At 46.6% G+C, this 25,403-nt stretch carries 30 protein-coding genes; 8 read left to right on the top strand and 22 right to left on the bottom strand.

Annotated features, from left to right (window positions below):
- Positions 1-119 precede the first annotated feature (119 nt).
- Entirely contained in the window at positions 120-2,381 is a 2,262-nt protein-coding gene (locus tag RB160_RS17345) for a UvrD-helicase domain-containing protein (RefSeq protein WP_316571690.1), read from the top strand.
- A gap of 88 nt (positions 2,382-2,469) precedes the next feature.
- Here RB160_RS17345 and RB160_RS17340 read toward each other — a convergent pair whose 3' ends face one another.
- The gene (locus RB160_RS17340) at positions 2,470-2,997 is read right to left on the bottom strand and encodes a GNAT family N-acetyltransferase (protein WP_316571689.1); all 528 of its coding nucleotides are present in this window, start codon (positions 2,995-2,997) and stop codon (positions 2,470-2,472) included.
- Between the two features lie 65 nt (positions 2,998-3,062).
- Here RB160_RS17340 and RB160_RS17335 point away from each other — a divergent pair, with 65 nt between their 5' ends.
- Positions 3,063-3,215 carry a hypothetical protein gene (locus tag RB160_RS17335; RefSeq protein ID WP_316571688.1) on the top strand — a complete coding sequence of 51 codons (153 nt, stop codon included), beginning with the start codon at positions 3,063-3,065 and terminating at the stop codon, positions 3,213-3,215.
- Between the two features lie 80 nt (positions 3,216-3,295).
- Here RB160_RS17335 and spoVIF read toward each other — a convergent pair whose 3' ends face one another.
- The 8 genes from spoVIF to RB160_RS17295 form a co-directional block, all read right to left on the bottom strand.
- On the bottom strand, positions 3,296-3,550 hold the full coding sequence (spoVIF, locus tag RB160_RS17330; protein ID WP_316571687.1) for a sporulation-specific transcription regulator SpoVIF: 255 nt from the start codon (positions 3,548-3,550) through the stop codon (positions 3,296-3,298).
- 139 nt (positions 3,551-3,689) lie between these two features.
- Positions 3,690-3,815 (bottom strand): YjcZ family sporulation protein, encoded by a 126-nt coding sequence (locus tag RB160_RS17325; protein WP_316571686.1) that lies wholly within the window; start codon positions 3,813-3,815, stop codon positions 3,690-3,692.
- Between the two features lie 104 nt (positions 3,816-3,919).
- Positions 3,920-4,276 carry a stage V sporulation protein AE gene (gene spoVAE, locus RB160_RS17320; protein WP_316571685.1) on the bottom strand — a complete coding sequence of 119 codons (357 nt, stop codon included), beginning with the start codon at positions 4,274-4,276 and terminating at the stop codon, positions 3,920-3,922.
- 1 nt (position 4,277) lies between these two features.
- Entirely contained in the window at positions 4,278-5,300 is a 1,023-nt protein-coding gene (spoVAD, locus tag RB160_RS17315) for a stage V sporulation protein AD (RefSeq protein WP_316571684.1), read from the bottom strand.
- Positions 5,300-5,773: a stage V sporulation protein AC gene (gene spoVAC, locus RB160_RS17310; protein ID WP_316571683.1), complete on the bottom strand. Its 474-nt coding sequence runs from the start codon at positions 5,771-5,773 to the stop codon at positions 5,300-5,302. Before spoVAC ends, spoVAD begins: the two co-directional genes overlap by 1 nt.
- A 13-nt stretch (positions 5,774-5,786) precedes the next feature.
- The gene (locus RB160_RS17305; protein WP_316571682.1) at positions 5,787-6,257 is read right to left on the bottom strand and encodes a YhcN/YlaJ family sporulation lipoprotein; all 471 of its coding nucleotides are present in this window, start codon (positions 6,255-6,257) and stop codon (positions 5,787-5,789) included.
- 183 nt (positions 6,258-6,440) lie between these two features.
- The gene (locus RB160_RS17300; RefSeq protein ID WP_316571681.1) at positions 6,441-6,578 is read right to left on the bottom strand and encodes a hypothetical protein; all 138 of its coding nucleotides are present in this window, start codon (positions 6,576-6,578) and stop codon (positions 6,441-6,443) included.
- 67 nt (positions 6,579-6,645) lie between these two features.
- Positions 6,646-6,990 (bottom strand): DUF1360 domain-containing protein, encoded by a 345-nt coding sequence (locus RB160_RS17295; protein WP_316571680.1) that lies wholly within the window; start codon positions 6,988-6,990, stop codon positions 6,646-6,648.
- Between the two features lie 142 nt (positions 6,991-7,132).
- Here RB160_RS17295 and RB160_RS17290 point away from each other — a divergent pair, with 142 nt between their 5' ends.
- The gene (locus RB160_RS17290) at positions 7,133-7,654 is read left to right on the top strand and encodes a CotY/CotZ family spore coat protein (RefSeq protein WP_316571679.1); all 522 of its coding nucleotides are present in this window, start codon (positions 7,133-7,135) and stop codon (positions 7,652-7,654) included.
- A 229-nt stretch (positions 7,655-7,883) separates the two neighbouring features.
- On the opposite strand, the gene RB160_RS17285 is transcribed toward RB160_RS17290, so the two are convergent.
- Positions 7,884-8,738 carry a hypothetical protein gene (locus RB160_RS17285; protein ID WP_316571678.1) on the bottom strand — a complete coding sequence of 285 codons (855 nt, stop codon included), beginning with the start codon at positions 8,736-8,738 and terminating at the stop codon, positions 7,884-7,886.
- Between the two features lie 164 nt (positions 8,739-8,902).
- Positions 8,903-9,673 carry an enoyl-ACP reductase FabI gene (gene fabI, locus RB160_RS17280; RefSeq protein ID WP_316571677.1) on the bottom strand — a complete coding sequence of 257 codons (771 nt, stop codon included), beginning with the start codon at positions 9,671-9,673 and terminating at the stop codon, positions 8,903-8,905.
- Positions 9,674-9,965: 292 nt separating this feature from the next.
- On the opposite strand from fabI, the gene prpE reads away from it, so the two are divergent.
- Positions 9,966-10,706, top strand: a complete 741-nt coding sequence (prpE, locus tag RB160_RS17275; RefSeq protein WP_316571676.1) for a bis(5'-nucleosyl)-tetraphosphatase PrpE — start codon at positions 9,966-9,968, stop codon at positions 10,704-10,706.
- Positions 10,707-10,923: 217 nt separating this feature from the next.
- Here prpE and RB160_RS17270 read toward each other — a convergent pair whose 3' ends face one another.
- From RB160_RS17270 to RB160_RS17255, 4 genes are all read right to left on the bottom strand, one after another.
- Entirely contained in the window at positions 10,924-11,835 is a 912-nt protein-coding gene (locus RB160_RS17270; protein WP_316571675.1) for an RluA family pseudouridine synthase, read from the bottom strand.
- Positions 11,836-12,016: 181 nt separating this feature from the next.
- Positions 12,017-12,817: an NAD kinase gene (locus tag RB160_RS17265; RefSeq protein WP_316571674.1), complete on the bottom strand. Its 801-nt coding sequence runs from the start codon at positions 12,815-12,817 to the stop codon at positions 12,017-12,019.
- A gap of 43 nt (positions 12,818-12,860) precedes the next feature.
- Entirely contained in the window at positions 12,861-13,496 is a 636-nt protein-coding gene (gene yjbM, locus RB160_RS17260) for a GTP diphosphokinase (protein ID WP_316571673.1), read from the bottom strand.
- A 163-nt stretch (positions 13,497-13,659) separates the two neighbouring features.
- A complete protein-coding gene (locus tag RB160_RS17255) occupies positions 13,660-14,019 on the bottom strand; it encodes a UPF0738 family protein (RefSeq protein WP_316571672.1) in 360 nt (119 codons plus the stop codon).
- A gap of 124 nt (positions 14,020-14,143) precedes the next feature.
- Between RB160_RS17255 and RB160_RS17250 the strand changes: the two genes are divergently transcribed.
- From RB160_RS17250 to RB160_RS17240, 3 genes are all read left to right on the top strand, one after another.
- Positions 14,144-14,731 (top strand): CYTH domain-containing protein, encoded by a 588-nt coding sequence (locus tag RB160_RS17250; protein WP_316571817.1) that lies wholly within the window; start codon positions 14,144-14,146, stop codon positions 14,729-14,731.
- Positions 14,732-14,898: 167 nt separating this feature from the next.
- Positions 14,899-15,306 (top strand): globin domain-containing protein, encoded by a 408-nt coding sequence (locus tag RB160_RS17245; protein WP_316571671.1) that lies wholly within the window; start codon positions 14,899-14,901, stop codon positions 15,304-15,306.
- Positions 15,303-16,169: a ClpXP adapter SpxH family protein gene (locus RB160_RS17240; RefSeq protein WP_316571670.1), complete on the top strand. Its 867-nt coding sequence runs from the start codon at positions 15,303-15,305 to the stop codon at positions 16,167-16,169. The genes RB160_RS17245 and RB160_RS17240 overlap by 4 nt, the downstream gene beginning before the upstream one ends.
- A gap of 53 nt (positions 16,170-16,222) precedes the next feature.
- Here RB160_RS17240 and RB160_RS17235 read toward each other — a convergent pair whose 3' ends face one another.
- The 6 genes from RB160_RS17235 to spxA all read right to left on the bottom strand — a co-directional run bounded on the left by RB160_RS17235 (position 16,223) and on the right by spxA (position 24,071).
- Positions 16,223-16,519, bottom strand: coding sequence for a hypothetical protein (locus RB160_RS17235; protein WP_316571669.1), 297 nt, complete (start codon positions 16,517-16,519; stop codon positions 16,223-16,225).
- Between the two features lie 1,049 nt (positions 16,520-17,568).
- Positions 17,569-19,386 carry an oligoendopeptidase F gene (gene pepF / locus RB160_RS17230; protein ID WP_316571668.1) on the bottom strand — a complete coding sequence of 606 codons (1,818 nt, stop codon included), beginning with the start codon at positions 19,384-19,386 and terminating at the stop codon, positions 17,569-17,571.
- A 154-nt stretch (positions 19,387-19,540) separates the two neighbouring features.
- On the bottom strand, positions 19,541-20,725 hold the full coding sequence (locus RB160_RS17225) for a competence protein CoiA (protein WP_316571667.1): 1,185 nt from the start codon (positions 20,723-20,725) through the stop codon (positions 19,541-19,543).
- A 200-nt stretch (positions 20,726-20,925) separates the two neighbouring features.
- Positions 20,926-22,422: a cardiolipin synthase gene (gene cls, locus RB160_RS17220; RefSeq protein ID WP_316571666.1), complete on the bottom strand. Its 1,497-nt coding sequence runs from the start codon at positions 22,420-22,422 to the stop codon at positions 20,926-20,928.
- A 193-nt stretch (positions 22,423-22,615) separates the two neighbouring features.
- On the bottom strand, positions 22,616-23,275 hold the full coding sequence (mecA, locus tag RB160_RS17215) for an adaptor protein MecA (RefSeq protein WP_316571665.1): 660 nt from the start codon (positions 23,273-23,275) through the stop codon (positions 22,616-22,618).
- Between the two features lie 400 nt (positions 23,276-23,675).
- Positions 23,676-24,071: a transcriptional regulator SpxA gene (gene spxA / locus RB160_RS17210; protein WP_316571664.1), complete on the bottom strand. Its 396-nt coding sequence runs from the start codon at positions 24,069-24,071 to the stop codon at positions 23,676-23,678.
- A gap of 550 nt (positions 24,072-24,621) precedes the next feature.
- Between spxA and RB160_RS17205 the strand changes: the two genes are divergently transcribed.
- Complete coding sequence (locus RB160_RS17205; protein WP_316571663.1) at positions 24,622-24,804, top strand: hypothetical protein; 183 nt, start codon at positions 24,622-24,624, stop codon at positions 24,802-24,804.
- Between the two features lie 140 nt (positions 24,805-24,944).
- On the opposite strand, the gene RB160_RS17200 is transcribed toward RB160_RS17205, so the two are convergent.
- A partial coding sequence (locus tag RB160_RS17200) for a hypothetical protein (RefSeq protein WP_316571662.1) occupies positions 24,945-25,403 on the bottom strand: 459 nt, incomplete at its 5' end.

Below are 25,403 nucleotides of genomic sequence, written 5' to 3'. Positions count from 1 at the left end.
TTAAACCATCAAGCTTCTGCCGCCTGTGCAAAAAAACGGGACAATCGAAACTTCCGGGAACGCTCATTGTCTGTTATCATAGAGTTCGTGTTATGACTGTTAGATATGGGGATAGTAGAATGAAATCAGCAATTTTTCAAAACGGAACGATTCATTTACATACATTAAGCCGGGAGCGTTATCAAAAGATTTATTTGGCGGGCCGGAATGGGGAACTTTCATGCCCCGCGTGCCTTGAGCCCGTCCGCCTTTATTTGGGGATTGAACAAGAGCCGCATTTTTTCCATCTTTATGATTCTAAAAAAAAATGCCCTGATGTGGCTGATGCCGTCCGGGAAACACGTGAAATCGGAGGATTCCGGGTACCGACTGCAAAACCGGTGGGCGAATCCTTCCAGGCTGCACAGGAGCTTGCCATCCGCGGAGGAGCAGCCACCGCGGTCCTTCCCGTACATGAAGACCCGCACGATTATTTAAAATTACTTGAGTCGGAAGGCTTTACGCTCGATGGGAACCAAGCTGCGGCCGTGACTGAAACGGAAGGGCCGATCCTTGTCCTTGCCGGCGCCGGGAGCGGGAAAACCCGGGTGCTAACGGCAAGGACCGCCTACATGCTTGATGTGCGCGGCATCGCCCCTTCCGAAATCATGCTTGTGACGTTTACAACCAAAGCCGCACAGGAAATGAAGTCACGCCTCCTCCGCTATCCGAACATGAAAAGCGAGCTTCTCTCAAAGCTTGTGTCCGGGACATTCCACAGCATCTTCTATCGGATCCTAATGCATGCGGACCGCGCTAGATGGAATGGGGACAGGCTGTTGAAAAAAGAATGGCAGCGCGAACGGATTATCAAGGATGCCGGCAGGGAGCTCGGCTTGTCCGAAAAGGAATTCCCGTTTGACCTTGCCCTTCAGCAAATTGGTTTTTGGAAAAATTCACTCCTGTCACCCGCGGAAGTTAAGGCTGATACCGAATGGGAGGAAACCGCGCTCCTTCTCTATGAGCGCTATGAAGCCTATAAACAGCAGCAAGGCCTGTTTGATTTCGACGATATGCTGACCGGCTGCCACGAATTGTTCCAATCTTCACCCGACATTCTTGAAATGTACCAGGACCGGTTCCGTTATTTCCTCATTGATGAGTTCCAGGATATTAACAAGGTCCAATACGAATTGATCAAAATGCTTTCGGCAAAAACAAAAAATGTCTGCGCGGTCGGCGATGACGACCAGACGATTTATTCATTCCGCGGCAGCTCACCCGAGTTCCTGCTGAATTTTGAGCATGATTTTCCAAATGCGAGGCTTGTCTTATTAAGCCAGAATTACCGGTCAACAAACGAAATCGTTGCTGCGGCGAACCGAATTATTTCTTATAACAAAAAAAGGCGCAGGAAGGAAATGGCAGCGCAAACAACAGCGGGCATCCCCCCAGTTGTGTTTTTCCCGTATGACGAAGAGGAAGAGGCAACGATGGTGGTGACCGACATTCAGGAAAAGATTGCATCTGGCGCCAATCCCGGCGAGTTCGCAATCCTATACCGGACTCATGCCGGTTCACGGGCAATTTTCGAACGGCTTGCCTCGTCGAACCTCCCATTCAAAATCGAACAGGATGCAGAATCATTTTACGAACGCCGGACGGTGAAAACGGTCCTCGGATTCCTGAAGCTTGCTGTTGAAGAGGATGACATCCAGGCAGTCGCCTCCATCCTTCCGGCATTGTTTTTAAAACAGGAAGTCCTTTCCGATATAAAAGCGGCCACCATCCTTGACGACTGCACCGCCCTTGATGCGCTCGGAAAAGTCAAAACTGCCCATGCCTTCCAGCAAAAAAAGCTAAAATCGGCTGTCGCCGCGATAAAAACGATGCGGGGCCTTGCACCGTATGCCGCGATTGAGAAAATTGAAAAAGAACTTGGATTCCTGGATTATTTGAAAAAGCGCGGCAGTGAAGGGAACAAGCTTGAGAAAGGCTCGGATGATGTGAAGGATTTGAAGGTCGCCGCGAAATCGTTCGATGCCATTCCCGCATTGCTGGAACATGCGTCGCATATGGCCGCGATGAACAGGGAAATCAAGAATCTCGGCAAACATTTCACGAGCGCCATTACCCTTAGTACGATCCACCGCGCAAAGGGGCTTGAATACAAAACCGTTTATATCCTCGGGGCCGTAGATGGCAGCCTGCCGCATGATTATGCGCTTGAAAGCCTTCGGAACGGGGATTCAGCCCCGCTTGAGGAGGAACGCAGGCTCTTTTATGTCGCCATCACCAGGGCAATGGAACGGTTGTACATTTCCGTCCCGTCGATGCGCCGCAACCGAGCGGCCAACCCGACGCGGTTCCTCACTCCTGTAAGGAAGGATTTAAAGCGCTAGCCATACCTGGATTCATTTCTCTTAAAAATAAATAGGGCACGGCTGCCGAAATGGCAGAGTGCCCTGTTTTCTGTTTTCAGGTCCGTTATCAAACTTCGATCTTCCAAATCATATGGTCAAACCCTATACCCCAATAATCCTTTAACACATAATCGGGTACGCCGAATTTCTTCTTCCAGATTTGCTGGGCGCTTCTATACCCGCTGTCGAGGCAGCATTCATTAATTCCCCTGTCCTTAAGCACCCCAAAAATCGATGCCAATAACAAATTGCCAATCCCTTTTTGCTGGAATTCGGGATGGACGAATACGGTCCCAACCTCCAGCAGGCCGCTTAACTCTCCATCCGTGCATTCCCGGATGAGGCTGCTTGCGGGGCCAATTTCAATTGAACCGACGATCCTTTCCCCTGTGTCGGCGACTAAGAAGTACCTGTCGCGGCCATTGCTCTCCAGGTCTTTGGCCAGGTAGGCCTCTTTGGTTTTTATCTCATCCTCCAAGTCGTCCACCTGGTCGCCAATGCCTTCTTTTCTGTATGTATCCGAAATGACTGTCCGAAAAAAACGGTGCAGTTCAGTGGCATCGCCTCCGGTTGGCCGCCTGATTTTAATATCCATCCCTCATCCCCCTTTATTGAATATTCGTTTCCTGTACTGTCAATGATATAGAAGAGGTGAGAGTGATGGAAGAAAAAACATATACCGCCGCAGATTTATCCGAGCAATTGGTACATGAAATTAAATCCTTCGAAAAATCCCTGAGCGGACAGGCGAACAAGAATCTTGTCGTCATTGCCTATGAAAAGGAAGAGCCTACTAAAGGCGGGACATACTAGCATCTTAAAAAGGCAGTGCTTTAGTTCCATTCATTATCAAAACAAAGGTCCGGCCACATGTTGAAACGGCCGGACCTTTGTTATTTTTTGTTCAGCATATTTGCGATTGTATTAAAATCAAGCGATTTTCCATCTTTGATGATGGACTGGACAATTTGATCCTCAACGTCCTTCGCCACTGGCTTCCGCGCAATCTGGGATACCCGCTGGATGACACCCCGTACGGTTTTTTCATCTTTAAAATTCGCATTTTGCAAAGACGCGGCAAGGTCAAAGATATCCTTCATATTGACGCCGGTCTTTTTTTCAATGTTCTTGAAAAAGCCGTTATCCATTTGTCGTCACGCTCCTTCATAGGCTACTTTATAGTATGAAGGCCGCGCGATTATGTGAAAGGAAAGTGTTCCCCATTAAAAAGTACGCTGATAGTTAATAAAAGCCCGGCTGGATGTCCAGCAGGGCTTTATTCCTGTATTAATAGAAGCTTGCGCCTACGATAATCAACAGGATGAACAACACCACAATCAAAACAAATGTTGAACCATAACCGCCGCCGTAGCCATAACCGCCGCCATAGCCGTATCCGCAGCCACCCCACATAGATAGTCACCTCACTTTTCTACTTTCACTACTACAGTATGTGAAGAGCAGACAAAGTGTATAGGCCTCATCCCATACGCATTGTGATTCCTTTTGGAAAAAGTTTATCCTTTCGGCCTGAAAAGGAGCGCCCCGATAAAACCAAAAATGATTGCCGCTGAAATACCGGAGCTGGTTACCTCGAACATTCCGGTCAAAACCCCGACAAGCCCGTGCTGTTCCGCCTCCTGGAGCGCTCCGTGGACGAGTGAGTTCCCGAAGCTAGTGATTGGGACAGTAGCCCCTGCCCCGGCGAAATCCATGAATGGTTCATAAAGGCCAAACCCATCGAGAACCGCCCCTATGACGACCATCAGACTAAGCATATGGCCCGGGGTCAGTTTGCCGATATCAAGGAGGAGCTGGCCTATCACGCAAATTAGCCCGCCAGTGACAAACGCCCAAAAAAACATTGCCAGCATTTTATTGCCTCCCGTCCATTTCAATTGAAACCGCGTGGGCGATACAAGGTATGCTTTCACCCTGCTGGAACGAAAGCGGGGATAGGAGTGCCCCAGTTGCTACAGCAAGGATGCGCTTGTACGTCCCTTTTTTCATTTCGTTCAATAAATGACCATAAAGGACGATGGCGGAGCAGCCTGCCCCGCTAGCTCCCGCCTGGACGGGCTGGTTCTCTTTAAAAAGCATCATTCCGCAATCACGGAATTGGTCCTGCCGGATTTTCAGCCCCTTATTGGTAAGAAGTTCAAAGGCGGCGCTGCTGCCAACTCTTGCAAGGTCACCAGTTACAATTAAATCGTAATACGATGGGTCCCTGCCAGTATCGCTGAAATGGGCTGCAATCGTGTCCGCCGCAGCAGGCGCCATAGCCCCACCCATATTGAACGGGTCGGTCAGCCCCATATCGATTACCTTTCCGATTGTCGCTGACGTTATATACGGCAGCGTGCCGGAACCATTGTTTTTTTGCAGAAGGGCCACGCCTGCGCCTGTTGCGGTCCACTGTGCCGTCGGCGGTTTCTGCCCGCCGTACTCCGTCGGATACCTGAATTGCTTTTCGACAGCGGCATTGTGGCTCGACGCACCGGTCAGGATATAGCGAGCGCCTCCGTAATTAAGGATAAAGGCCGACAGAGCCAACCCTTCCATTGACGTTGAACAGGCGCCGAACAAACCGAAATAGGGAATTTCCGCCTTTCTGGCCGCAAAGCTTGTTGGGGTAATCTGATTGATCAAGTCGCCGGCCAAAAAAAATTGAATGTCCTTACCGGTTACGCCCCCCTTCTTCATGGCCGTTTCGACCGCTTTATCGATAAGGAGGCGATGCGCCTTTTCGTATGTGTCCTCTCCCATCCACAAATCATCGTGGAGGACATCAAATTCGTCCGCAAGATTGCCGGCCGCCTCGAACGGCCCGCCGGTTACGCCGGTCGACAGAATCTCCGGCCGGCTGTCGAATATCCAGGTCTGGCCCCCCTTTAGCATTAAATAACCCCCCACATAATGAGCAATGTTTTAATAAGGGCAACGACAAACGCGGAAAACACTCCAAAAAGAATAACCGAACCGGCCAGCTTAAACATATTTCCGCCTACTCCGAGTACGAAGCCCTCCGTCCTGTGCTCGATTGCGGCCGATATGACTGCGTTTCCGAAACCAGTAACAGGAACCGCACTCCCCGCACCCGCGTATTGGCCAAGATGATCGTAAATCCCAAAGCCCGTCAGCAGCATCGAGAAAAACACCATTGTGGCGACAGTAGGATTCCCCGCTGTCTGCTCGGTAAAATTAAAAAAGTAAATGTAAAAGTAGCTGACGGCCTGTCCCACAAGACAGATAGCTCCTCCTACCCAAAAGGCCCTCAGGCAGTTTTTTGCCACAGGCCGCTTCAATTCATGTTTTTTTTGAAGTTGTTCATACTTTTCCTGCTCGGCAGTTTTTTGATTTGAGCCGCCCATCGTCCAAGCCTCCTTAAGTTTTCTCCTGCTGCAATTTAATGATTTGCTGAAGGCGGTCCTCCGCTTCTTTGCCGGATATTTTTCCTCTCTTTACCTCATCCTTTAGCCTTGAGGCTTCGAGAAATATTTTATAATCGCTTGAAACGGTGAAATTGGCATCCGGGTATTTTTTCTCCAGCTTTTTTGTCAGCTTTTTCTCGATCGCCTTCATCCTGAAACGGTACATATGCTTAACCTTGTAGGCGACCAAAATGTCCTTTTTCCCTTTTATGACTGCAACATCATAAAGTTCAGGCATGGAGGCGACTTCCTTTTTGACGTCATTCTCAGATGCCTTGGTGTTGCTGTCCAAGGTACGTATAGGCTCGGGATTGGTTGTTTTCATAAGGGCAAGCCTCGTGCTAGTTGTGTCATCCCTGCCCTGGCAGGCTGTACCTGCGAGCATGGCGAAAACTACTGTTGTAACTACTAACATTTTTTTCATAATCCAACCCTTCCTGCCTGAATCCATTTGATTTTTATTTTTCTCAGGGTTGGTGATTTTATGCCTTTTGTGTTGAAATTCTATCCGCTATGCGGTGTGTATCGGCTTATGGCGCCGGCCTGCAGTATGGGCCCATTTTTCCAAAAAAACAAAAAAGCTGTCCCGGGAAGGCAGCTTTTATTCTTAATTCGCGCGTTTTTTGTTCCCGCCGCAGCCACAGCCTTTTTTCTTCTTAGGGGCTTCGGCCTTATCGTCCGGCTGGGCTTTGGTGATTAGTTCGGGGCTGGCTGTGTATACGGGGCGTTTCCGTTTCTTCTCCATTTCCATGCTCCTTTCTTTCAAGTTCCCTGCCCTTTAGTATATGGTGCCAAGGAGGAGCATGTTCACTTCAGTCGCCTATAAGCCGCCCGATTATTGTTTCAAGGATGCTGGCGATGGCGGCTACTGCGAAGATGAGGATAACCGGGATTCCGATTTCCGGAAAAAAGAAGTACGCGCCAAGGAGCCCCGCACTTACCCAGACGCCTGTGCACCAGTAGCAGCTGATCAATTCGCCAATCCATTTCCGGAGCCCTTTTCCTTTTGGAGTGATGTAAATTTCCCCGTCTTCGATTATTTCATCAAGAAAAGGTGAGCGGATAAATTCGGCAATTTTATCATAAACGATTACGCGGGTCAGCCTGAAGGAAGCAAGGCCGATAAGAACCAAAAGCTCGATTGGGAAGTTTTCCATTTTCGCCACTCCTGTCTTTTGATAAAAGAAGGCTCGTATCCCTGATGAAAATAACTAAAAATGGGCGTTTGCCTATCCCACCTTCTCTTTCCAAACATAGTCTGATAATGCAAATACTATTTACCTAAAAGGAGGAGAATCCATGAGTTGTGGTTCAGATTTCTTCACGAGCAATTGCGTCTGTGATACGTTGCTCGCGATCGTGGAAGCCCAAGATAAAATAAACCCAATTACGGATGAGTGTTCATTTGGATGCAGCAGGGCAATCCAGGAGCTGGTCGGCGGTACTACCGCGACGGGTAACGATACAATTCCGGTCATCCTGATTTGCAAAAGCACGTGCGCACCGTTCCAGGCAACTGGAGTTAGGAGAGATACCCAATCTCCGCAAACACCTTTTGAAGTCGTTTGCGGCTGCGTTTTCAGGGTTATTGATGTAGATCCAGAAACATGCTGCGCAACCCTTGAAATTTTGGGCATCCGAACAGGCCAAGGGTCAAATGCCGATTTCACTCTATGTGAGGGACCAAACCAGAATAACGGCTTTGGCTGTGTAGAAAATCTTAATAATGCAACAGCCCTCGTTCGCTCCGGCGTCTGCATAACCGTTGACCTCAACTGCTTCTGCGGCGTTTCCTGCATATTCCCACAAAACTTACTCTGATGAACTGTCAGACTGTTTCATTAAACTTGAAACAGTCTTTTTTTTTGTTTTTTTATAGTGGCGAATAAACATTTCCAATCACCTTTTGTGTTTCGTTTCAGTGCCTCGTTCCATACATATGCATTTGGGGCGATATTTTTCCTAAAGAATTGTTTTCTGCCATGGGAAGCGGTTGCTGGCATGAAAAAAAAGGAGCTTCCTGTCGCCAGAAAGCCTCTTTTGAGCATCTTTATTGAATTTTCATTTCCGAAATATCGTCGATTTTGATAATTCTTAGTTCGTTGCCGATTTTGACCCGGATTTTGTCCCCCCGTTTGCTGTCAATTTGGAAAGTGAGTGGTTTACCGTTCACGACCGCGTTGACTTGAGGAGGTTCGAGGAATTTTGGGTAACGGGCAAGCGTTGTGACCATGCGCCGAATCTTCTTAGTATATTCATTTGGTTTTGGCCGTTCTGCGGGTCCTTCCGGTGAATCTTCGGGTTTGCCGAAAGCCGTTGATACCGGTTCAGCCCGTTGGATTTCCCTATCCTTCATTTGCTGTAGAAAGTATTGGACAAGCGCAGACTGCTTTTCGGGTTTCCGTTGATTGGCAGCTTGCTCATGTGTTCCTGCATCCGATATAGGCTGCTCTTCTCCAGGATCATCCTCACTTGTAGTTGGAACGGCATCGGCTTCCAACGCTGCTGGTGAAGCCGAATCTGAATCGGTTGGTGTTTCATTTATGATGCCGACTGCCCTAAGTGTTCCCTTATCTTCAAAATGGCCATCATCAACTGCGTTAGGGGTTCCCGTATCTTCAACAAGGCTTTCCCCAACCGCTTCAGGTGCTCCCGTTTCTTTAAAATGGCTATCGCCAATTGGCTCGGTTCCAATAGTGGCATCCCCGGAAGGATCCAAACGGTTTTCCACGGGATTTTCTATCGTTTCCACTTCTTTTTCATCCATCAATTCACTGAAGGTCTGGGCTTTGGGCACCTCCTTTTTCTTTCTCCAAATAAAATGATCCTGCATGGGCGGTCCTTTACTCACTTCCGGTTGCGTGATATAGAGCGTTGGTTTTGGGGCATTTCTTTGTTTATCCATCCTCATCCCTCATTTCATTTTATAAGCAATCGCTACTTATTATTAATATGCATGTTTGGAAGAAGTGGTTAAGCAAGACCCTGTATACTCAAGCCCAGTCTGGCTGCCAGGAATTTTGGCAAAATAAAATCCCGCCTTCCTCAGAAAGCGGGATAAACGTTTTATTAAAGAATGTGGTATCCGGAGTCAACGTGGATGTTTTCTCCAGTAATACCGCGGGACATGTCGCTGAACAGGAATACAGCTGTGTCGCCGACTTCTTCGGTCGTTGTCGCACGGCGAAGCGGAGCTTTTTCCTCAATAACCTTAAGGATATCGTTGAAGTCGCTGACGCCTTTTGCTGAAAGCGTGCGGATCGGGCCGGCAGAGATGGAGTTGACACGGATGTTATCCTTTCCAAGGTCAGCCGCTAGGTAACGGACGCTCGCATCAAGAGAAGCCTTTGCAACGCCCATTACGTTGTAGTTAGGGACTGCACGCTCGCCGCCAAGATAAGTCATGGTGACGATGCTGCCTCCTTCAGTCATCAAGCCACGTGCTTCTTTTGCGACCGCGGTCAGTGAATACGAGGAGATGTTGTGTGCAAGCAGGAAGCCTTCGCGGGTAGTGTTCATGTATTCGCCGCTCAGCTCTTCCTTGTTGGCAAATGCGATGCAGTGGGCGACACCATTGATTGTACCGGCAGCTTCTTTGATTTTTGCGAAGCATTCTTTAATTTCTTCATCGGATGAAATATCGCACGGAAGGACAAGGGTGTCTTCCGCTTCAAGGGATGCCGCCAGTTCACGGACTGAATCGCCCAAGCGTTCACCCGCGTATGTAAAAATAAGGCGCGCGCCTGCAGTATGGAGCGATCTTGCAATGCCCCAGGCAATGCTCCTTTTATTCGCAACTCCCATTACAACATATGTTTTGCCTTTTAAAGAAAAACTCATTCGTGAGATCCCCCTGTTTAATACAAGTTATTAGTAGTTGGTACTAATTGTACACTATTTCATTTTAAAAGAAAAGCATTGTACATGACAAATGTCATATATACTATCCTCGCAGTGTAAAACGACGTGTTCTTATTTTGTCCATTTACGGATTTAATGAACCAAAGTCAGCTAAAATAAATGAGAGAAGGGTAAATATAGAGACGTTGAGGGGTTTGGTTCGATTGGGAAGTTCTACCTCCCTCTTGTTCCATTATTGCTTTTGAAATCTTTCGTTTTTTGGAGGCCAGGGATGAAACTTGATATTATTGGCGATATTCACGGATGCTTTAGCGAATTTGAAAATCTCACAAAAGAACTTGGCTACGATTGGGGAGATGGCATTCCCCTTCACCCTGACGGCAGGAACCTAGCTTTTCTTGGTGATTTGACTGACCGCGGGCCCGAATCATTAAGGACAGTCCAGGTTGTGTGGGAGCTAGTAGTCAAAAGGGAACTGGCATTCTATTCACCGGGGAACCATTGCAATAAGCTCTATAGGTATTTCCTCGGCAATAAAGTACAAATTTCGCATGGCCTTGAAACGACAGCCGCGGAATACGAGGAGCTGGACCAGGCGGGACGGCAGCTTGTAAAAGAACGATTTATCCAGCTTTATGAGTGGGCCCCCCTCTACCAAGTCCATGATGGCGGCTTGCTCGTCATTGCCCATGCAGGAATCAGGAAGGATTATATTGGCAAGCATTCTTCTAAGGTAAAAACCTTCGTTCTCTACGGGGACATAACAGGCAAAACAAACCCTGATGGCACTCCGGTCAGAAGGGATTGGGCGCTTAAGCACCCAGGGAAACCAATCATTGTCTATGGGCACACCCCTGTAAAGGAGCCCAGAGTTGTGAATAATACCTACAATATCGACACTGGCGCCGTCTTTGGCGGAAAACTGACCGCTCTCCGTTACCCTGAAATGGAGCTCGTATCGGTCCCGTCTTCGATGCCGTTTGTTGTGGAAAAGTTCCGGGAGTTTCCCTAGGGATGCTGCTGGCTATTAGGCAAAAAAAACGGCTGTCCATGGGGGGCCGCCGATTTTTTATTTGTTAACGCCCGTTAGGACTATGACTTCATTTACTCGGGCTCAAGAGTTGGATACTGTATTATTTTCCTATACTCGGGACTTGGACTCGCGTTTTTGGCCTTCTTGTGTCCCGATTCCGTTAATTGGCGGGCATTAATCCCTGCCCCCTCAACCTTCAATTGCAATACTCCTCCAAAAGAGCCGCCATATCCCCGGGGAGCGGAGCCTCGAAGGACACTTCCTTCATAAGAAATGGATGGTAAAAGCTAAGCGACCTGCAATGGAGAGCCTGGCGCTGAATAAGCGTAACATCCCCGCCATACAAGTCGTCACCGAGCAAAGGATGGCCGATATAAGCAAGGTGGACCCGTATTTGGTGGGTCCTTCCTGTTTCAAGGCGCAGCCTGACGCGGGAAAACAATCCTCTGCATACCCCTATCACGTGGTATCGGGTACAGGCATACTGGCCATCAGGGCGCACTTCACGTTCTATGATGCTGTCCGCTTTCCTTCCAATCGGCTGCTCGATCGTCCCCACCCCTTCCGTAAACTCCCCTTCAACAAACGCCTCGTATGCGCGGTTTACCCCGCCGCTTTTTTGCTGTTTGCTTAAAAGATGATGGACATGGCGATGCTTTGCTACAAGCACAAGCCCCGATGTATCGCGATCAAGGCGGGTGACGATATGGGAAGTTGCCTTGAGGCCGGTCTTTTCATAATAACCGACAAGGCCATTCGCAAGGCTGCCCGACGGATGCTCGCGTGACGGGATGGTGTTCATCGCCGCCGGCTTGTTGAGGACAATCAAATAGTCATCCTCGTAGACAATAACGAGCGGGATATCCTCCCCTTTTAACCCTTCCGATAGCTCCTCCAGAGGAAAAGCCACCGAAACGAGGTCCCCATCCGATAAAACATAGCGTACGGTTACTTCCCGGCCATTCGCCTCGATGCTCCCGCCTTTGAATTTTATATCGGTCAATGCAGTTGAGCTGATTTCCTTTTCCTTCAGGAACTCCCGCATCAATTTGCCGGAATCGGTCGTGCCGGCTTTCCACTGCAATGTAAAACGGCTATAAGAAGCCATGTGCAAAACCTCGTTTTTCTGTAATTCCATAACCTTCTTGCTTATTTACTGTCCGTTCCGGAATCCGGTTATAATTTACCGAATAGACAGGTTGGGTTACTTCTCTTCTAAATGATAGCGAGCTCGAAAGTGATTTTTCCCTCGGCGTTTGCCTTTTACAATCACTCCGTTCGACCTACAATCAATCAGAATCCGAGATAAAGGAATCGTGGACCCGCTTCCAGAATGGGAATGGCCTAAACCGCGCAAACCTGACTTTCTCCTCCGGCACCCGAAACTGGATTGACTTCACTTCCTTATGAAGCATCGTCAAATGGTCAATGGTCACCTGGAAATCCGAACGGTTGACCGGCCTTAGCATACAGGTATGATGCGCTGGCAGGATGAGCGGTGAACCGACTGTCCTGAATACCCGGTTGTTGATCGAAGCCATTTCCGCAAGCTGGATCGCTTCAATTGAAGGATGGATGATTGCCCCGCCAAGTGCCTTGTTGTACGCGGTGCTCCCGGAAGGAGTCGAGACGCACAGCCCATCGCCGCGGAAGCGCTCGAAATGCTGTCCACGGATATCGACATCCATGACAAGCGTTCCCTCGAGCCCCTTTACGGTTGACTCGTTAAGCGCCAGGTAACGCGATTCCTTCCCTGCATGCTGGTACCGGATAATGACTTCAAGAAGCGGGTATTCAATAACCTGATAAGGCGTTTTCGCGATCGCGATCACCAGCTTTTCGATTTCTTCCGGCACCCAGTCAGCGTAAAACCCAAGATGGCCTGTATGGACGCCGACAAACGCGGTCTTGTCAAGGCGGCTGCTGTAACGGTGAAACGCATAAAGCAGCGTCCCGTCTCCGCCAATCGAAATGACGATATCGGGTCGGTCTTCGTCATATACGAGATCAAAATCAAGAAGATACGTTCTCATCTTATGCATCAATGTATTCGATTTTTGGTCACCCTTTGTTGTAATCGAAAATTTCATAGGCCGCGCTCCTCCCATGTGCTTCAGTGCCATTTATATTGCATTATTCCCGATCCTGCTTTGTTTCCTTCTTTCTCGTAAAAAAGGCCTGCGCCTCCTGGATTTCATGCCGGATTGTCGACATCTCCTCATCCAGGCGGAAAGCTGCTTCGGCGGCGCGCTGCAAGCGTGTGTTGATTGTTTCAGGGAACTGCCCCTTATATTTGTAGTTAAGCGAGTGCTCAATCGTCGCCCAGAAATTCATTGCAAGCGTCCTGATTTGGATTTCTGCGAGGATTTTCTTCTCTCCATGAATTGTCTGGACAGGATAGCGAATCACAACATGATACGACCGGTAGCCGCTTGTCTTTTTATGTGATATGTAATCGCGCTCTTCCACTATTTCAAAATCATTCCGATTCCTCAACAGCTTGACGACTTTCCTGATATCATCGACAAACTGGCACATAAGCCGAAGTCCTGCGATATCCTGCATTTCTTCCTCAAGCCTGTCGAGCGGAATGCCTTTTTGCTGGGCTTTGTCCAAAATACTTGGAATCGGCTTAACCCTTCCTGTTACAAATTCAATCGGGGAAGGGCTTGAATCCAGTTCAAACTGGCCCCTCATCCCTTTTAATTTCACTTTCAATTCTTCGACCGCCTGTCTGTACGGCGCGAGAAATTGATCCCAATTCTTCATTGTATTTGTACACCCCCGGCCAATTGGAAAAGCGTAAGTGCTCGTTCCAGCCCCGGCATTGCCCTTTTGGAAAGGGAATTGATGCGGATATCCGGCAATCAGGCCGATTATCCTTCTGGGACTGGCAATAGCAACTAAACAATTCGTTATTCATTGCGTTTCTTTAAAAAATGCTTTCCACACTGGATACCATGGCTTCCCCATAGTTTCCGTTGCCTTTAATATTTTCGGCGAGGTATTCGAGTTCGCCATGGAAACCGGTTAGCTCCACTTTTCCTCCATCAGCCTTCAAATACACAGGCAAGCTTTGGTCCAGCCCTTTTTTTAAATCCGCCCAAACAAGTTCGGGCAATAGTACATATGTATATTCCTCTTCCCTTTCCATCAAGTACACAAAAGAAAGATTATCAGAGTCGACTAGCATTTGGCCTTTCGGCACCAAACCTCCAACCGGTTCCTCTGTTTTTAAAATTAGCTGGCCCTCCTGTATGTCCGAGCCGGATACAATTAGTTTCTTTTTCATTGAATCAACCTCCCGCATTCACTTACCTATTTTAGCATATCAGGGCCTTTTCCCCCAAAAATTGCAACACAAAACAAAACAAAGCATAATGGATTCATTAGAAAAACCGGAAGTTGGTGACCGATTGGAACAAAACCTTGAAATTGAATTTAAGAACCTTTTGAAAAAAGAAGAGTTTGAACGGATTGCAAAGGAGTTCGGCCTCGAACCGGAATCATTCCAGAGCCAAGTGAACCATTATTTCGATACCCCATCGTTTTCCCTTAAGGAAAAAGGAGCCGCCCTCCGTATCCGCGAAAAGGGAGGGAACTATGTCCTAACGCTTAAGCAGCCACAGGAAATCGGCCTGCTTGAAACAGACCAGCTGATTTCAGCGGAAGATACAGTAACAGCGGTTGGCAATGGTCCGCTCCCGCTTGGCGGGGTTGCCGGCGAAGTAGAAAAAATGGGAATTCAATTCAATGAGCTTACCTATTTTGGAACTCTCGCCACCTTGAGGGCGGAGGCTAATTTTCACAACGGCGTGCTTGTCCTCGACCACAGCAGCTACCTCGATACTGAGGATTTCGAACTGGAATTCGAATCCAGTGACTTTGATGAAGGGCAAGATGCTTTCCGTACCCTCCTTGGAAGGCTTGGGATTCCTGTACGGGAAACGCCCAGCAAAGTCCACCGTTTTTACAAGCGAAAGCTTAACATTACACGTGGCTGAACAAAACAGGAAGCATGAAAAGTATGGCCTGGGCTTTTTCCGCGCAAAATATCCGGGACGATGGGTCTTTCGGGCAGTGGAGGCATTTCCGTTCACAAGGCGATTTATTTGAGATATAAATAGTGCATTGCTAAAATAAAAACAATACACTTAAAGGAGTTGTCAACATGACCGGGAAAATGCCTACGCCTTATGAGGCCCTCGGGAAAGAAACATTGCATCGGCTTGTCGATGCGTTTTATGGACTGGTTGGACAGCATCCTGAACTTTCTCCCCTTTTTCCAAATGATTTATCCGAAATTGCCAGAAAGCAGAAGCAATTTCTTACCCAATATCTTGGCGGTCCTCCCCTTTATACAGAGGAGCACGGCCACCCAATGATGCGCGCGAGGCATCTCCCCTTTCCGATTACGCCTTCCCGGGCAAAAGCTTGGCTTTTCTGCATGAGCCAGGCAATGGATGCCATTGGCCTTGAAGGGCCGCTGCGGGACGAATTTTACGCAAGGCTCCATTTGACCGCCCAGCATATGATCAATACGCCGGAAGATGGCGAATTTACAGGTGAAGACGAATGATGGAGCAGGAAAAAAGGCTGTTTGCGCATCATTGCCACGGCACCGAGAAAAAACCGATTGAAATTTACATCTTTATAGATCCGCTTTGTCCGGAATGCTGGGCCCTCGAGCCAATCATGAAAAAGCTTCAGATTGAATACGGACGTTATTTTTCGATGAAGCCGGTTTTAAGCGGCAAGCTGACCATGTTGAATATGGGAAAAAAGAAGCGGTTTGAGAATATTGCCGAAATGTGGGAAAAGACGGCGAGCCGTTCGGGTATGTCGTGCGATGCATCCCTCTGGGAGGAAAATCCGGTCATCTCCCCCTACATTGCTTCCATAGCTGTTAAGGCAGCGGAGCTTCAGGGAAGAAAACGCGGGACGCGCTTTCTGAGGCGCCTGCAGGAGATGCTCTTTTTGGAAAAGAAAAATATCTCGAATTTCGAGGTGCTAAAGGACTGCGCAAGGGCAGTCGGCCTCGATGTTGAGGAGTTCATTACCGATATCCACTCGGAATCAGCCGCCAAAGCGTTCCAGCAAGATTTGAAAATAACAGCCGAAATGGAAGTGGATGAAATCCCGACACTCGTTTTTTTCAACGAGAATGCGGAAGAAGAGGGCATCAAGATTGCCGGCTATTATCCGTACGAGGTATATGTCCAGGTTCTTCAGGAAATGCTTCCGATGGAACCAAAGCAATCGTCCCCTCCATCACTTGAAGCGTTCCTGAAATTTTTTCAGCTTGTCGCCTCTAAAGAAATCGCGGTTGTTTATGACCTTTCCATCCCCCAGGTAAACCGGGAGATGAAAAAACTTCTCCTAAAGCAAAAAGTCGAGCAGATTCCTGCGAAATACGGTACTTTTTGGAGGTATATCAATTAAGCATTAAGCCACTCCGGAACCTGTCGGAGTGGCTTTTCGTTGGTATATATCTTTTATCCCCATTGCTTCGTTTTTTCGTAAAGAACCCATTTGTAATTCATCACTGAATAATACTCCTTAACAGCCACAAATTGTTTATCAAAAGTTGTTATGATATAGGCGTTGCTGCCTATGTAATTTACATCTTCAATTTCCTTTATGTTTAGCAAAGCAGCAATACCCTGATCATGAACAATGTTTTCTTCCGTCAGCTTCAGCAGGAGATTATAAGGGCTGAATAGCGACAGTAACACGAGGATAGCAACAGTCCCAATAATGGCTTTTCCGTTCTTTTTCAGCTTGATTTTCAATTGGGTTTCCTCCCCTTCAAAAACGGGACACAAAATATATACAGATTATCTATATACATCTTAATTCTATGTATTATTTTGTACAAGTCAAATATTTCGACAATTGAATCTCAATATTATTCAAGAATACCACTTTTGTTTTGTTGGCTATGTTAAAATTCACGCCGGATTTTTTTCTGACTAGGCATTGTTTTGTCATAAAAGTCCATAAAAATGAAAAATGCCCCGTTCCGGCGGGGCATTTTTCTATAAATACGAACAAAGGGGATGGGAGAAATTTTTCACGGTTTCAAACAAAGGGGTATATGTTTGTTGTGAACAACTTCACATATAGAATATAACATGGTTTCAAATTGCATTTCAACTACTTTGTGCTTTATTTCACAATATTGTCATATTTATTTTTTCCCTCTTGAAAGCAAATTAAGAAGGTCTTTTTATGGAAGATGGGATTACCCATTCTAAAACTACCTTTAAGCAATAAATTAGTTGTAAGGACTATTAAATCCGGAGGCGTAAAAAATGAAAAGTGCACAGTTTCCGATTCTGGCCCTTCTTCTTATCTTTTCGCTCTTTTTAAATTTGCTCGGTTTAATGAAAATCTTTCCCCTCATTTTCAGTTCTCCCCTTTTATTCCTTTCCATTTTTCTTATTTTTTCTTCGCTCAATCAGCGAAACCGGTTTAGGGGATTCTGATTACACTAAAATAGGGCCAGGCACTATCCAAAAAGGACGGTGCCTGGCCCTTGATCATTGCTTAGGAAATCTTTAATCGAACATTTGGATAACTCGAATTAAGTTATATTAATCCAGCTCCACAAGGAAAGCTACGGCAGCATAGCATCGCACGAAGGAAAAGTGTTTTTCTTTTCCGAGGAGCGCCTAGCCCCTCGAGGTCGCTTCGGTCCTTCAGGTGAAGTCAAAGAGCGACTTCTCCTTCAGGCCCTCCAGCGCTTGTCGGGGCTAAGCACTAAGGAAAGCTCCTGAGAATAATCATCGCAGGGACAAGCGGTTTTTGCTTGTCGCGAAGGCGCTTGCGCATTTTGTTTTTAGCTAAGAATCTGTTCGATTTGGTTCAACGCTTGTTCGAAGGCTTTGCATGCGTTCTCGACCGGTTCCGGGCTGGTCATGTCGACGCCTGCTTTTTTGAGCACTTCGATTGGAAAATCTGAGCTTCCGGATTTCAGGAAGTCAATGTAGCGGCTGACCGCCGGCTGGCCTTCCTCGAGGATTTGCCTGCTCAATGCGGTAGCTGCGCTGTAGCCAGTCGCATACTGGTAGACATAGTAATTGTAGTAGAAATGCGGGATCCTTGACCACTCAAGGCCGATTTCTTCATCAATAATGATATCCTTGCCGCCAAAGTACTTTTTGTTCAGCTCATAATAATCCTTTGTCAGCGATTCCGCCGTAAGCGGCTCGTTGTTCTGCCCCTTCACATGGATTTGGTGCTCGAACTCCGCGAACATCGTCTGGCGGAATACAGTCGCCCTGAAGCCTTCAAGGAAATGGTTGAGCAAGTAGAGGCGCTTTTGCTCATCGTCAATTGTTTTGAGCAAATAATCATTCAGCAGCGCTTCATTGCACGTCGATGCAACTTCCGCTACAAAAATGCTGTAGCTGCCGTAAGGAAATGGCTGTGTCTTCCTAGTGTAATAACTATGGACGGAATGGCCGAATTCATGGGCAAGCGTAAACAGATTGTTTACGTTGTTCTGCCAGTTCATCAGGATATACGGATTTGTGCCGTACGCGCCTGAGGAGTATGCCCCGCTCCGCTTCCCTTTGTTTTCATGTACGTCAACCCAACGGTTGTCAAAGCCTTCCTTCAGGATGCTTTGATATTCTTCCCCCAGTGGCGCAAGGCCCTTCAGGACAAGCTCACGTGCTTCGTCATACGAGACTTCCATTTTGACATCCTTTACAAGCGGCGCGTACAAGTCGTACATATGGAGTTCATTGACGCCAAGCACTTTCTTGCGCAGCTTAACGTAACGATGCAACAGGTTCAGGTTGTTGTTAATTGTATTGACAAGGTTATCATACACGCTTTCCGGGATGTTGTTTCCTGCAAGTGCGGCCGCGCGGGCAGACTTGTAGTTACGGACGCGTGCATTGAAGTTGTCCTTTTTGACCTGCCCGCCCAAGGTGCTTGCAAATGTATTTTTGAACTTGCCATACGTATCATAAACAGCCTTGAATGCATCGCGGCGGACACGGGGATCCGAGCTCTCCAGGAACCTGGAATAGCGGCCATGGGTAACCTCGACTTCTTCGCCATTTTCATCCTTGATGGAAGGGAACTCAAGATCGGCGTTATTCAGCATTCCGAATGTCGTTGAAGAAGCAGCCATCACTTCGCCTGCTTCGGCAAGGAGGGCTTCCTGCTCGGCTGACAAAACGTGCGGCCTTTGCAGGTTGATTTCTTCAAGAGCGTGCTCATACAGCTTTAACTCCGGCTTTTCCTCCAAAAATCCTTTGATTTTCTCTTCATCGATTGAAAGGATTTCCGGCACGATAAAGGCGAGATGGCTCGCAGCCTGGGAATAAAGTGCCTTCATCCTGCTATCAAGCCCCTGGTAAAACGAATTTCCTGTATCCTGGTCATACCTCATATGGGAATATGTATAAAGCCGGCCAATCCGCTGAAGCAGCTGGTCCTGCTCCTGAAGGGCAGTATAAAGGCTGTCGGCACTTTCACCCAGCTTTTCACGGTGGCCTCCCATACCAGGAATAAGCGCTTTTACTTCCTGGAATTCCTTCTCCCAATCATCATCTGTCGCAAAAATATCTTCCAGGCGCCATGTCTCTTCAACAGGCACCTCGCTTCTAGCAGGCAATTTTTTTACTGCTGTTTCGTTCGCCATTTTCATCCTCCATTCGACATTTCGATTTACGAAGCAATACCTTTAATACTATTCTCCTTTTGTGTAAAAATTCCTTCCCATTCCGTTAAAAACCTTTCAATTTATCCTTCCCTTTTCCCCGTGAAAATGACCACCCGCCATTAAAATATTTCATTTAAGGAGAGGCGGGAAATGCTTTATAGAAAACCGACTCGGCCTTCATCTGCTCAGCAATTGTGTTGGGAATTGTGAGCCGTTTTCCAATCACAAATACCCCTTCCCCCCTTGGGATAAGCACGCCGCTCAGTGAAAGCAGGGACAAATATTCGGACGCCGCACTCTCAAGCGTAATTCCGGCAGCCATGGGCAGGGGCCTTATCCTTATTTCCCCCTTCCCCGCCCGCCAGGAAAGTCTCGCGGCTGCCTCCCTTGCTGTCACAATGCTACCCTCCTCCCTGCCCAAAAGGACATCGAGAACGATATACGCTTGCCAAATAACCGGATACGTTGAGATGGCAGCCGATTTAAACCCCGGAAGACCGATTTCCGGTGGAAAAAGAAATACATTCAAACCAGCCTCGTATAATTCTTTTAAAAATGGCCTATATGGGGTTTTCGGATTGGCTCCAATTGAAAGCTTGCTCCGGACCAGCTTATCCTGCCAAAATGGGAGGCAGGGCATGGACGGCGGCGCTGGAGAAACAAGACCCTGTATAGTGAGAGCTTCCTGCCTTTTTGCTTGAATTTGGGCAAATGCCCTTGTAGGTGAATAAGGAAAAATGGAATGGACGATGCGGAAAATGCCTTGTTCGGGGCAAAAATAAGGGATGAGGCCTGGATGTCCCGGAGAAGTACGAAGAAAGAGGTATTCAAAGCCGGATAACGCAATCGAGTTGCCCGGTTTACGGGAGAAGTGGCTTGCTCCGAGAATCCAAAATGGGGTATACCCTGCGGAGATATAGTTTTTTGTTCTTTTTATGAATACATGATCGGGAATGGTGCTGCACTGGAATTCAAGAGCGTAACATCGGCCTTGAAAGTGGAAGGCTATATCGGGGCGCTGGCGGATAGCGGGGATGTAATATTCCAAGCCGGGCTCGATACCCTGGCGCTTCAGCCAATGAAAGAGGGCCAGCTTTCCGGATAGGTGATAATCGGACTCCCTTTCAAAATTACTTTCTTCACAGGCGTCCTTCATATGGGCAAAGTGGAAAATCTTCCTCTCGCCGAGTTTCAGAATCAACCTCCCCCTGCAAATCGGACAAAAGTATTCCTCGCTGCTCCGCCAATTTTCCAACGTCTGCCGGCTATAGCCATCCGCAAGGCAAACCCTGGCACCATTTTTTGTTGTGGCAGTCAACACTTGCAATCTCCTCCAATTCATTTTTAGTTTTTTTTAAAAAACCTATCTTGTTCAAAGAATACATTCGCTTACCGGGAGAAGAACTCCTTCTAGGGGAGAAACATTTTTAAACAGTGAAAAATACTTTTTAGAAAGTTCGTCCGATGCCTTTATTTTTACGAAAAAGAACCGGCCTGGAAATCCGGGCCGGTTAAAGATTATAGAAGCGGCGACATGAGCCGTGAAGTGGATTCGAGCAGCCTGTATCCAATGTGGCGCTTCTGAAAGCTCTCGAGCTCCAGCTTTTTCGCATGCTTTAGATCGTTTACATACTCTTTCACGAGCTTCCGGGTGCTTTCGGTTCTATAAAGGAACGCGTTTACCTCGAAATTGAGATGGAAGCTTCTCATATCCATATTTGATGTGCCTATCGATGCCAGCTGGCCATCGACGATAACGATTTTGCTGTGCATGAAACCTCTCTGGTACTCATATATTTTTACCCCCGCCTCAAGAAGGTCGGGAAAGTACGACCGGGATGCATGGAAAACAATCCGTTTGTCCGGCTTGTTCGGTACGAGAAGCCTTACATCGATGCCGCTTAGCGCTGCTACCTTAATTGCCGAGAAAATGTCCTCATCCGGGATGAAGTAAGGAGACGCAATCCAAACCGACTTTTCAGCCGAGGTAATCATGGCAAAAAAAATGTTTTTGATTGCAGTCCACTCATTATCGGGGCCGCCGGCGATAAGCTGGACTCCTCCATGGTTCCTTCCCTGCTGCGGATTCGGCAAGTACTCCTCTGTTAAAAGGCTATTGTTGGTCATATAATACCAATCCTGCAGGAAAATCAGCTGTAGCGAACGGACAGCCTCGCCCTTCAGCATCAGGTGGGTGTCTCGCCAGAAGCCGATTTTCTTGCTCCTGCCCAAATATTCGTCCCCAATATTCAAGCCTCCGACAAAGCCAATCGTTCCATCAATGACAATGATTTTCCGGTGGTTCCGAAAGTTGAATTTATTATTGAGGAAAGGCAGCTTGACAGGCCCGAACGGCACTACCTCAGCCCCTGCCTTCCTCAAGTCAGTAATATACTTTTTTGAAAGCTGCCACGAACCAACGTCATCAAACAAAAACCGGACCTGCACCCCTTCCCGGGCCTTTTTGGCGAGAATGGTCTTGATTTCTCTTCCAATTCCATCATCCCGGACAATATAATATTCAAGATGAATATGGTGTTTAGCCTTTTTCAGTTCGTGCAGGATATGTTCGAAGGTTTCCAAACCATTGGTCAGCGTTTTTGTTTCCGTAGAAAATGAAATTGGGGTGTTCCCAAGACGCTGTGCAAGCGTGACTAGCTTTTGCATACCTTCATATTTTCTTGGAAGGGCGTTTCCTTCACCCTCTATCGTTAAAAATGTCTGCTTATCAAGAAAGTATTTTTTACGGTAAATCCGCTCTTTTTTATAATTCCTCCCGAATAATATGTAAAAAATAAACCCAAGAAGCGGAAAGCTTCCAAGTACGACAAGCCAGGTAATTGTCTGGGTTGGATGCCGATTTTCAAGGAAGATGACAAGGCTGATAAAAAATACAGAAAACGTAATCAACAAGCTGAAAATCCGAAATATATCCGACTCAAGGTTTTCCCTAAAGAGGAAAACAGCCCCAGCCAAAATCAATAAAAATAATAAAACCCGCACTGTGTTTTTCAACCATTTCACCTGCCAATGTCCTACAATACAACGAAATGACCGGAGTACTTTTTTCTGTTCAAGACTTCCGGTCTGCTATGTTAGAGCTTCCCCTCCATCATGCCACAAAAATCAGATTTTTCCCAGCAAATGTGGCTTTACACAAAAAAAAGCCAATTTCAAAATCGCATTTGATTTGAAATCGGCTCATTTTTTAAAAGTGCTTCCTCAGTTCGGAGAAGACATCGTGTGAAAGTATTTCCTTTCCGTATTCCTCCAAGCGATGGATGGTAACCTGGCTTTCATTTCCGTATTCAAGAAGGATGCTTAGCAAGTCATCGACTTGATCCTCAGTGAAGACATCTTCAGGAAACTCGGTATAGAGATAATATTTATTTTCCCAGTGGAACAGCCTGGTTGCGATCCCGTCAAGCCCGAAACGCTTTGAAAGCTGTATCAAGTCCTCGAAGTCATTGAAGGAGAGAAGGAAATCAAGTATTTCCTCATCCTCGGTATTTTCCTCGATTCCATGCCCGAAATGCTGGTCGAGCATATCTTCAATTTGCTCATCCACAGGAATGTCCTTTAGCTTGTCATTCGGGATTGGCAGTTCGAACTTCTGTCCGTCCTTGGAGAGCTGCGCCTTAGTTACGAGAACCTCAAGGCCTTTGTCGAGCGCCTGCACCTGAATCCAGAGCGGCCCTTCCACCGTGAATTCCTCTTCCTGATGGATTTCGTCCATCATCTCCCAGAAAAGCTCTTCGCTCCGTTCGCGGTTATACCATATTTCCTCCCGATCAAAGCCTCTTTCTTCTATATCAATATACGAGATGTAAAACTTAACAGTATTCTCATTAATCCGTTCTATCTCCATCTTTAACTCTCCCTTCCGGTAGCAAGAGTGAAGGGACTGTTTACCCCCATGCAGATGATATTACTTATCTATTACCCTTATCCGGGCTGTTTATTCCGGCTGGCGCCTTGTACCTTTATTTTATGATAAAGCAGGCATTTAGGGAAACAAAACATACCATTTTCAATAAAAATGAGCAAATGCCTCAGGCTTAATTTACAAGCGTGGCGAGACACTAAGGATTCAGTTTCCAAAATCGGATATGCAATCCGAATGAAGGGTTACATTATAGTTTAACAAAGGCTCGTCCTGTTAACAACCATTTTTTACTGGGAAAAGTAAGGGCAGGTGGCGGGGGAAATGCTGCAAGGAATCAAGGGATTGTAAAGGACCCCCAAGCTCTGGAGGTCCCGATGTTTGTTTAGTTGACCATGCGTTGTGCTTCGCGAAGCTGGAATGTACGTACCTTCCTTGGAAGGAAGCGGCGGATTTCATCCTCGTTGTAGCCGACCTGTAACCTCTTCTCATCGAGGATGATTGGGCGGCGCAAAAGTCCTGGGTTATCCTTGATTAGTTCAAAAAGGTTTTGCAATGGCATCGTTTCCAGATTTACTTCAAGCTTCTGGAACGTTTTCGAGCGGGTCGAAATGATTTCATCCGTCCCATCTTCGGTCATCCTCAGAATTTCCTTGATTTCATCAATGGAAAGCGGTTCGGAAAAGATATTCCGTTCTGTGTATGGAATTTCATGCTCCTCCAACCATGCTTTAGCTTTTCTGCATGATGTGCAGCTTGGTGAAGTGTATAGCGTTACCATAGGTTTTCACACTCCTTCTAAAAATAAAGGCCATCTATATGGTTTAAATGAGAAATACGATTTCAATAGTATAAATTAAAATAACTACAATTAAGGAATATCTATTATTAATTATACAGTAGTATCGATAAAAGCGGTATCACTTTTTGAAAATAATATTTTGTAAAAAAAGGCTCTCTTTTCTGCCATACGTAATATAAGACGAATCATAAACGAAAAAGTTTCACAGAATTTATAAAATAATTGATTTTTATAATTACTCAGCCTCCTAAAACTATTATAATTTTCGTAGGTCGTAGTTATTTTATGTACGTCATCTGGAAAAAATTAAAACATACAATCATATACCCGCCACCGGAGAGAGTTAAACATATTTTTTTAAATTTTTTGGATTCTCATTTAATTTTTTGTAAATGAAAAACACAAATATTTTCCGATTGTTTGCCAGAATGTCGATTCTTTTCCTTTTAATCTCTGGTTGTTTCTTTTAAAATAGAACTATAAGGCAAGTTAATAAGTGTTTCCGAAGAGAGGGGCAGGAGAAGCATACATGGCAGGATACTTAACTGATTTAGCTATTGTCACTGTTTTGGTAGTTGGAATTACTGCTTTAATGGGAGTCATTACCAACGGCATCGGGGAAAATATTTTCGGAAGAAATAAACGTACTGAGTTCACTGACCAGGCTGCGAAATTTGTAACTGGCTGGAAGGAAGTCGGCGGAAAAAAATAGTTTAAGAGTGGCTGCGGTACCTGATTGGTACCGCAGTTTTTTTATTATATTCGTTTCAGGCTTTATGTGCCAACCAAACTGGTTTTACCCAAAACAAAGTCACTCATCTTGATTTGAGTGACTTCAATTCCGGTTTTCGCTTAAACAAAGTCACTTATCCTGATTTGAGTGACTTCCTTTCCGAGTTTTGCCCAAACAAAGTCACTTATCCTGATATGAGTGACTTCCTTTCCGGGTTTGACCCAAACAAAGTCACTTATCCTGATATGAGTGACTTCCTTTCCGGGTTTGACCCAAACAAAGTCACTTATCCTGATATGAGTGACTTCCTTTCCGGGTTTGACCCAAACAAAGTCACTTATCCTGATATGAGTGACTTCCTTTCCGGGTTTGACCCAAACAAAGTCACTTATCCTGATATGAGTGACTTCCTTTCCGGGTTTGACCCAAACAAAGTCACTTATCCTGAGTTGAGTGACTTCCTTTCCGAGTTTTGCCCAAACAAAGTCACTTATCCTGATTTGGGTGACTTCCTTTCTCGATTTTGCCCAAACAAAGTCACTTATCCAGTCAAGTCCATATTTTTGTGTAAAAGTGTT

The organism is Neobacillus sp. YIM B06451, from assembly GCF_032667185.1.
Taxonomy (GTDB): domain Bacteria; phylum Bacillota; class Bacilli; order Bacillales; family Cytobacillaceae; genus Bacillus_D.
This window is presented reverse-complemented; position numbering and strand designations above follow the sequence as displayed.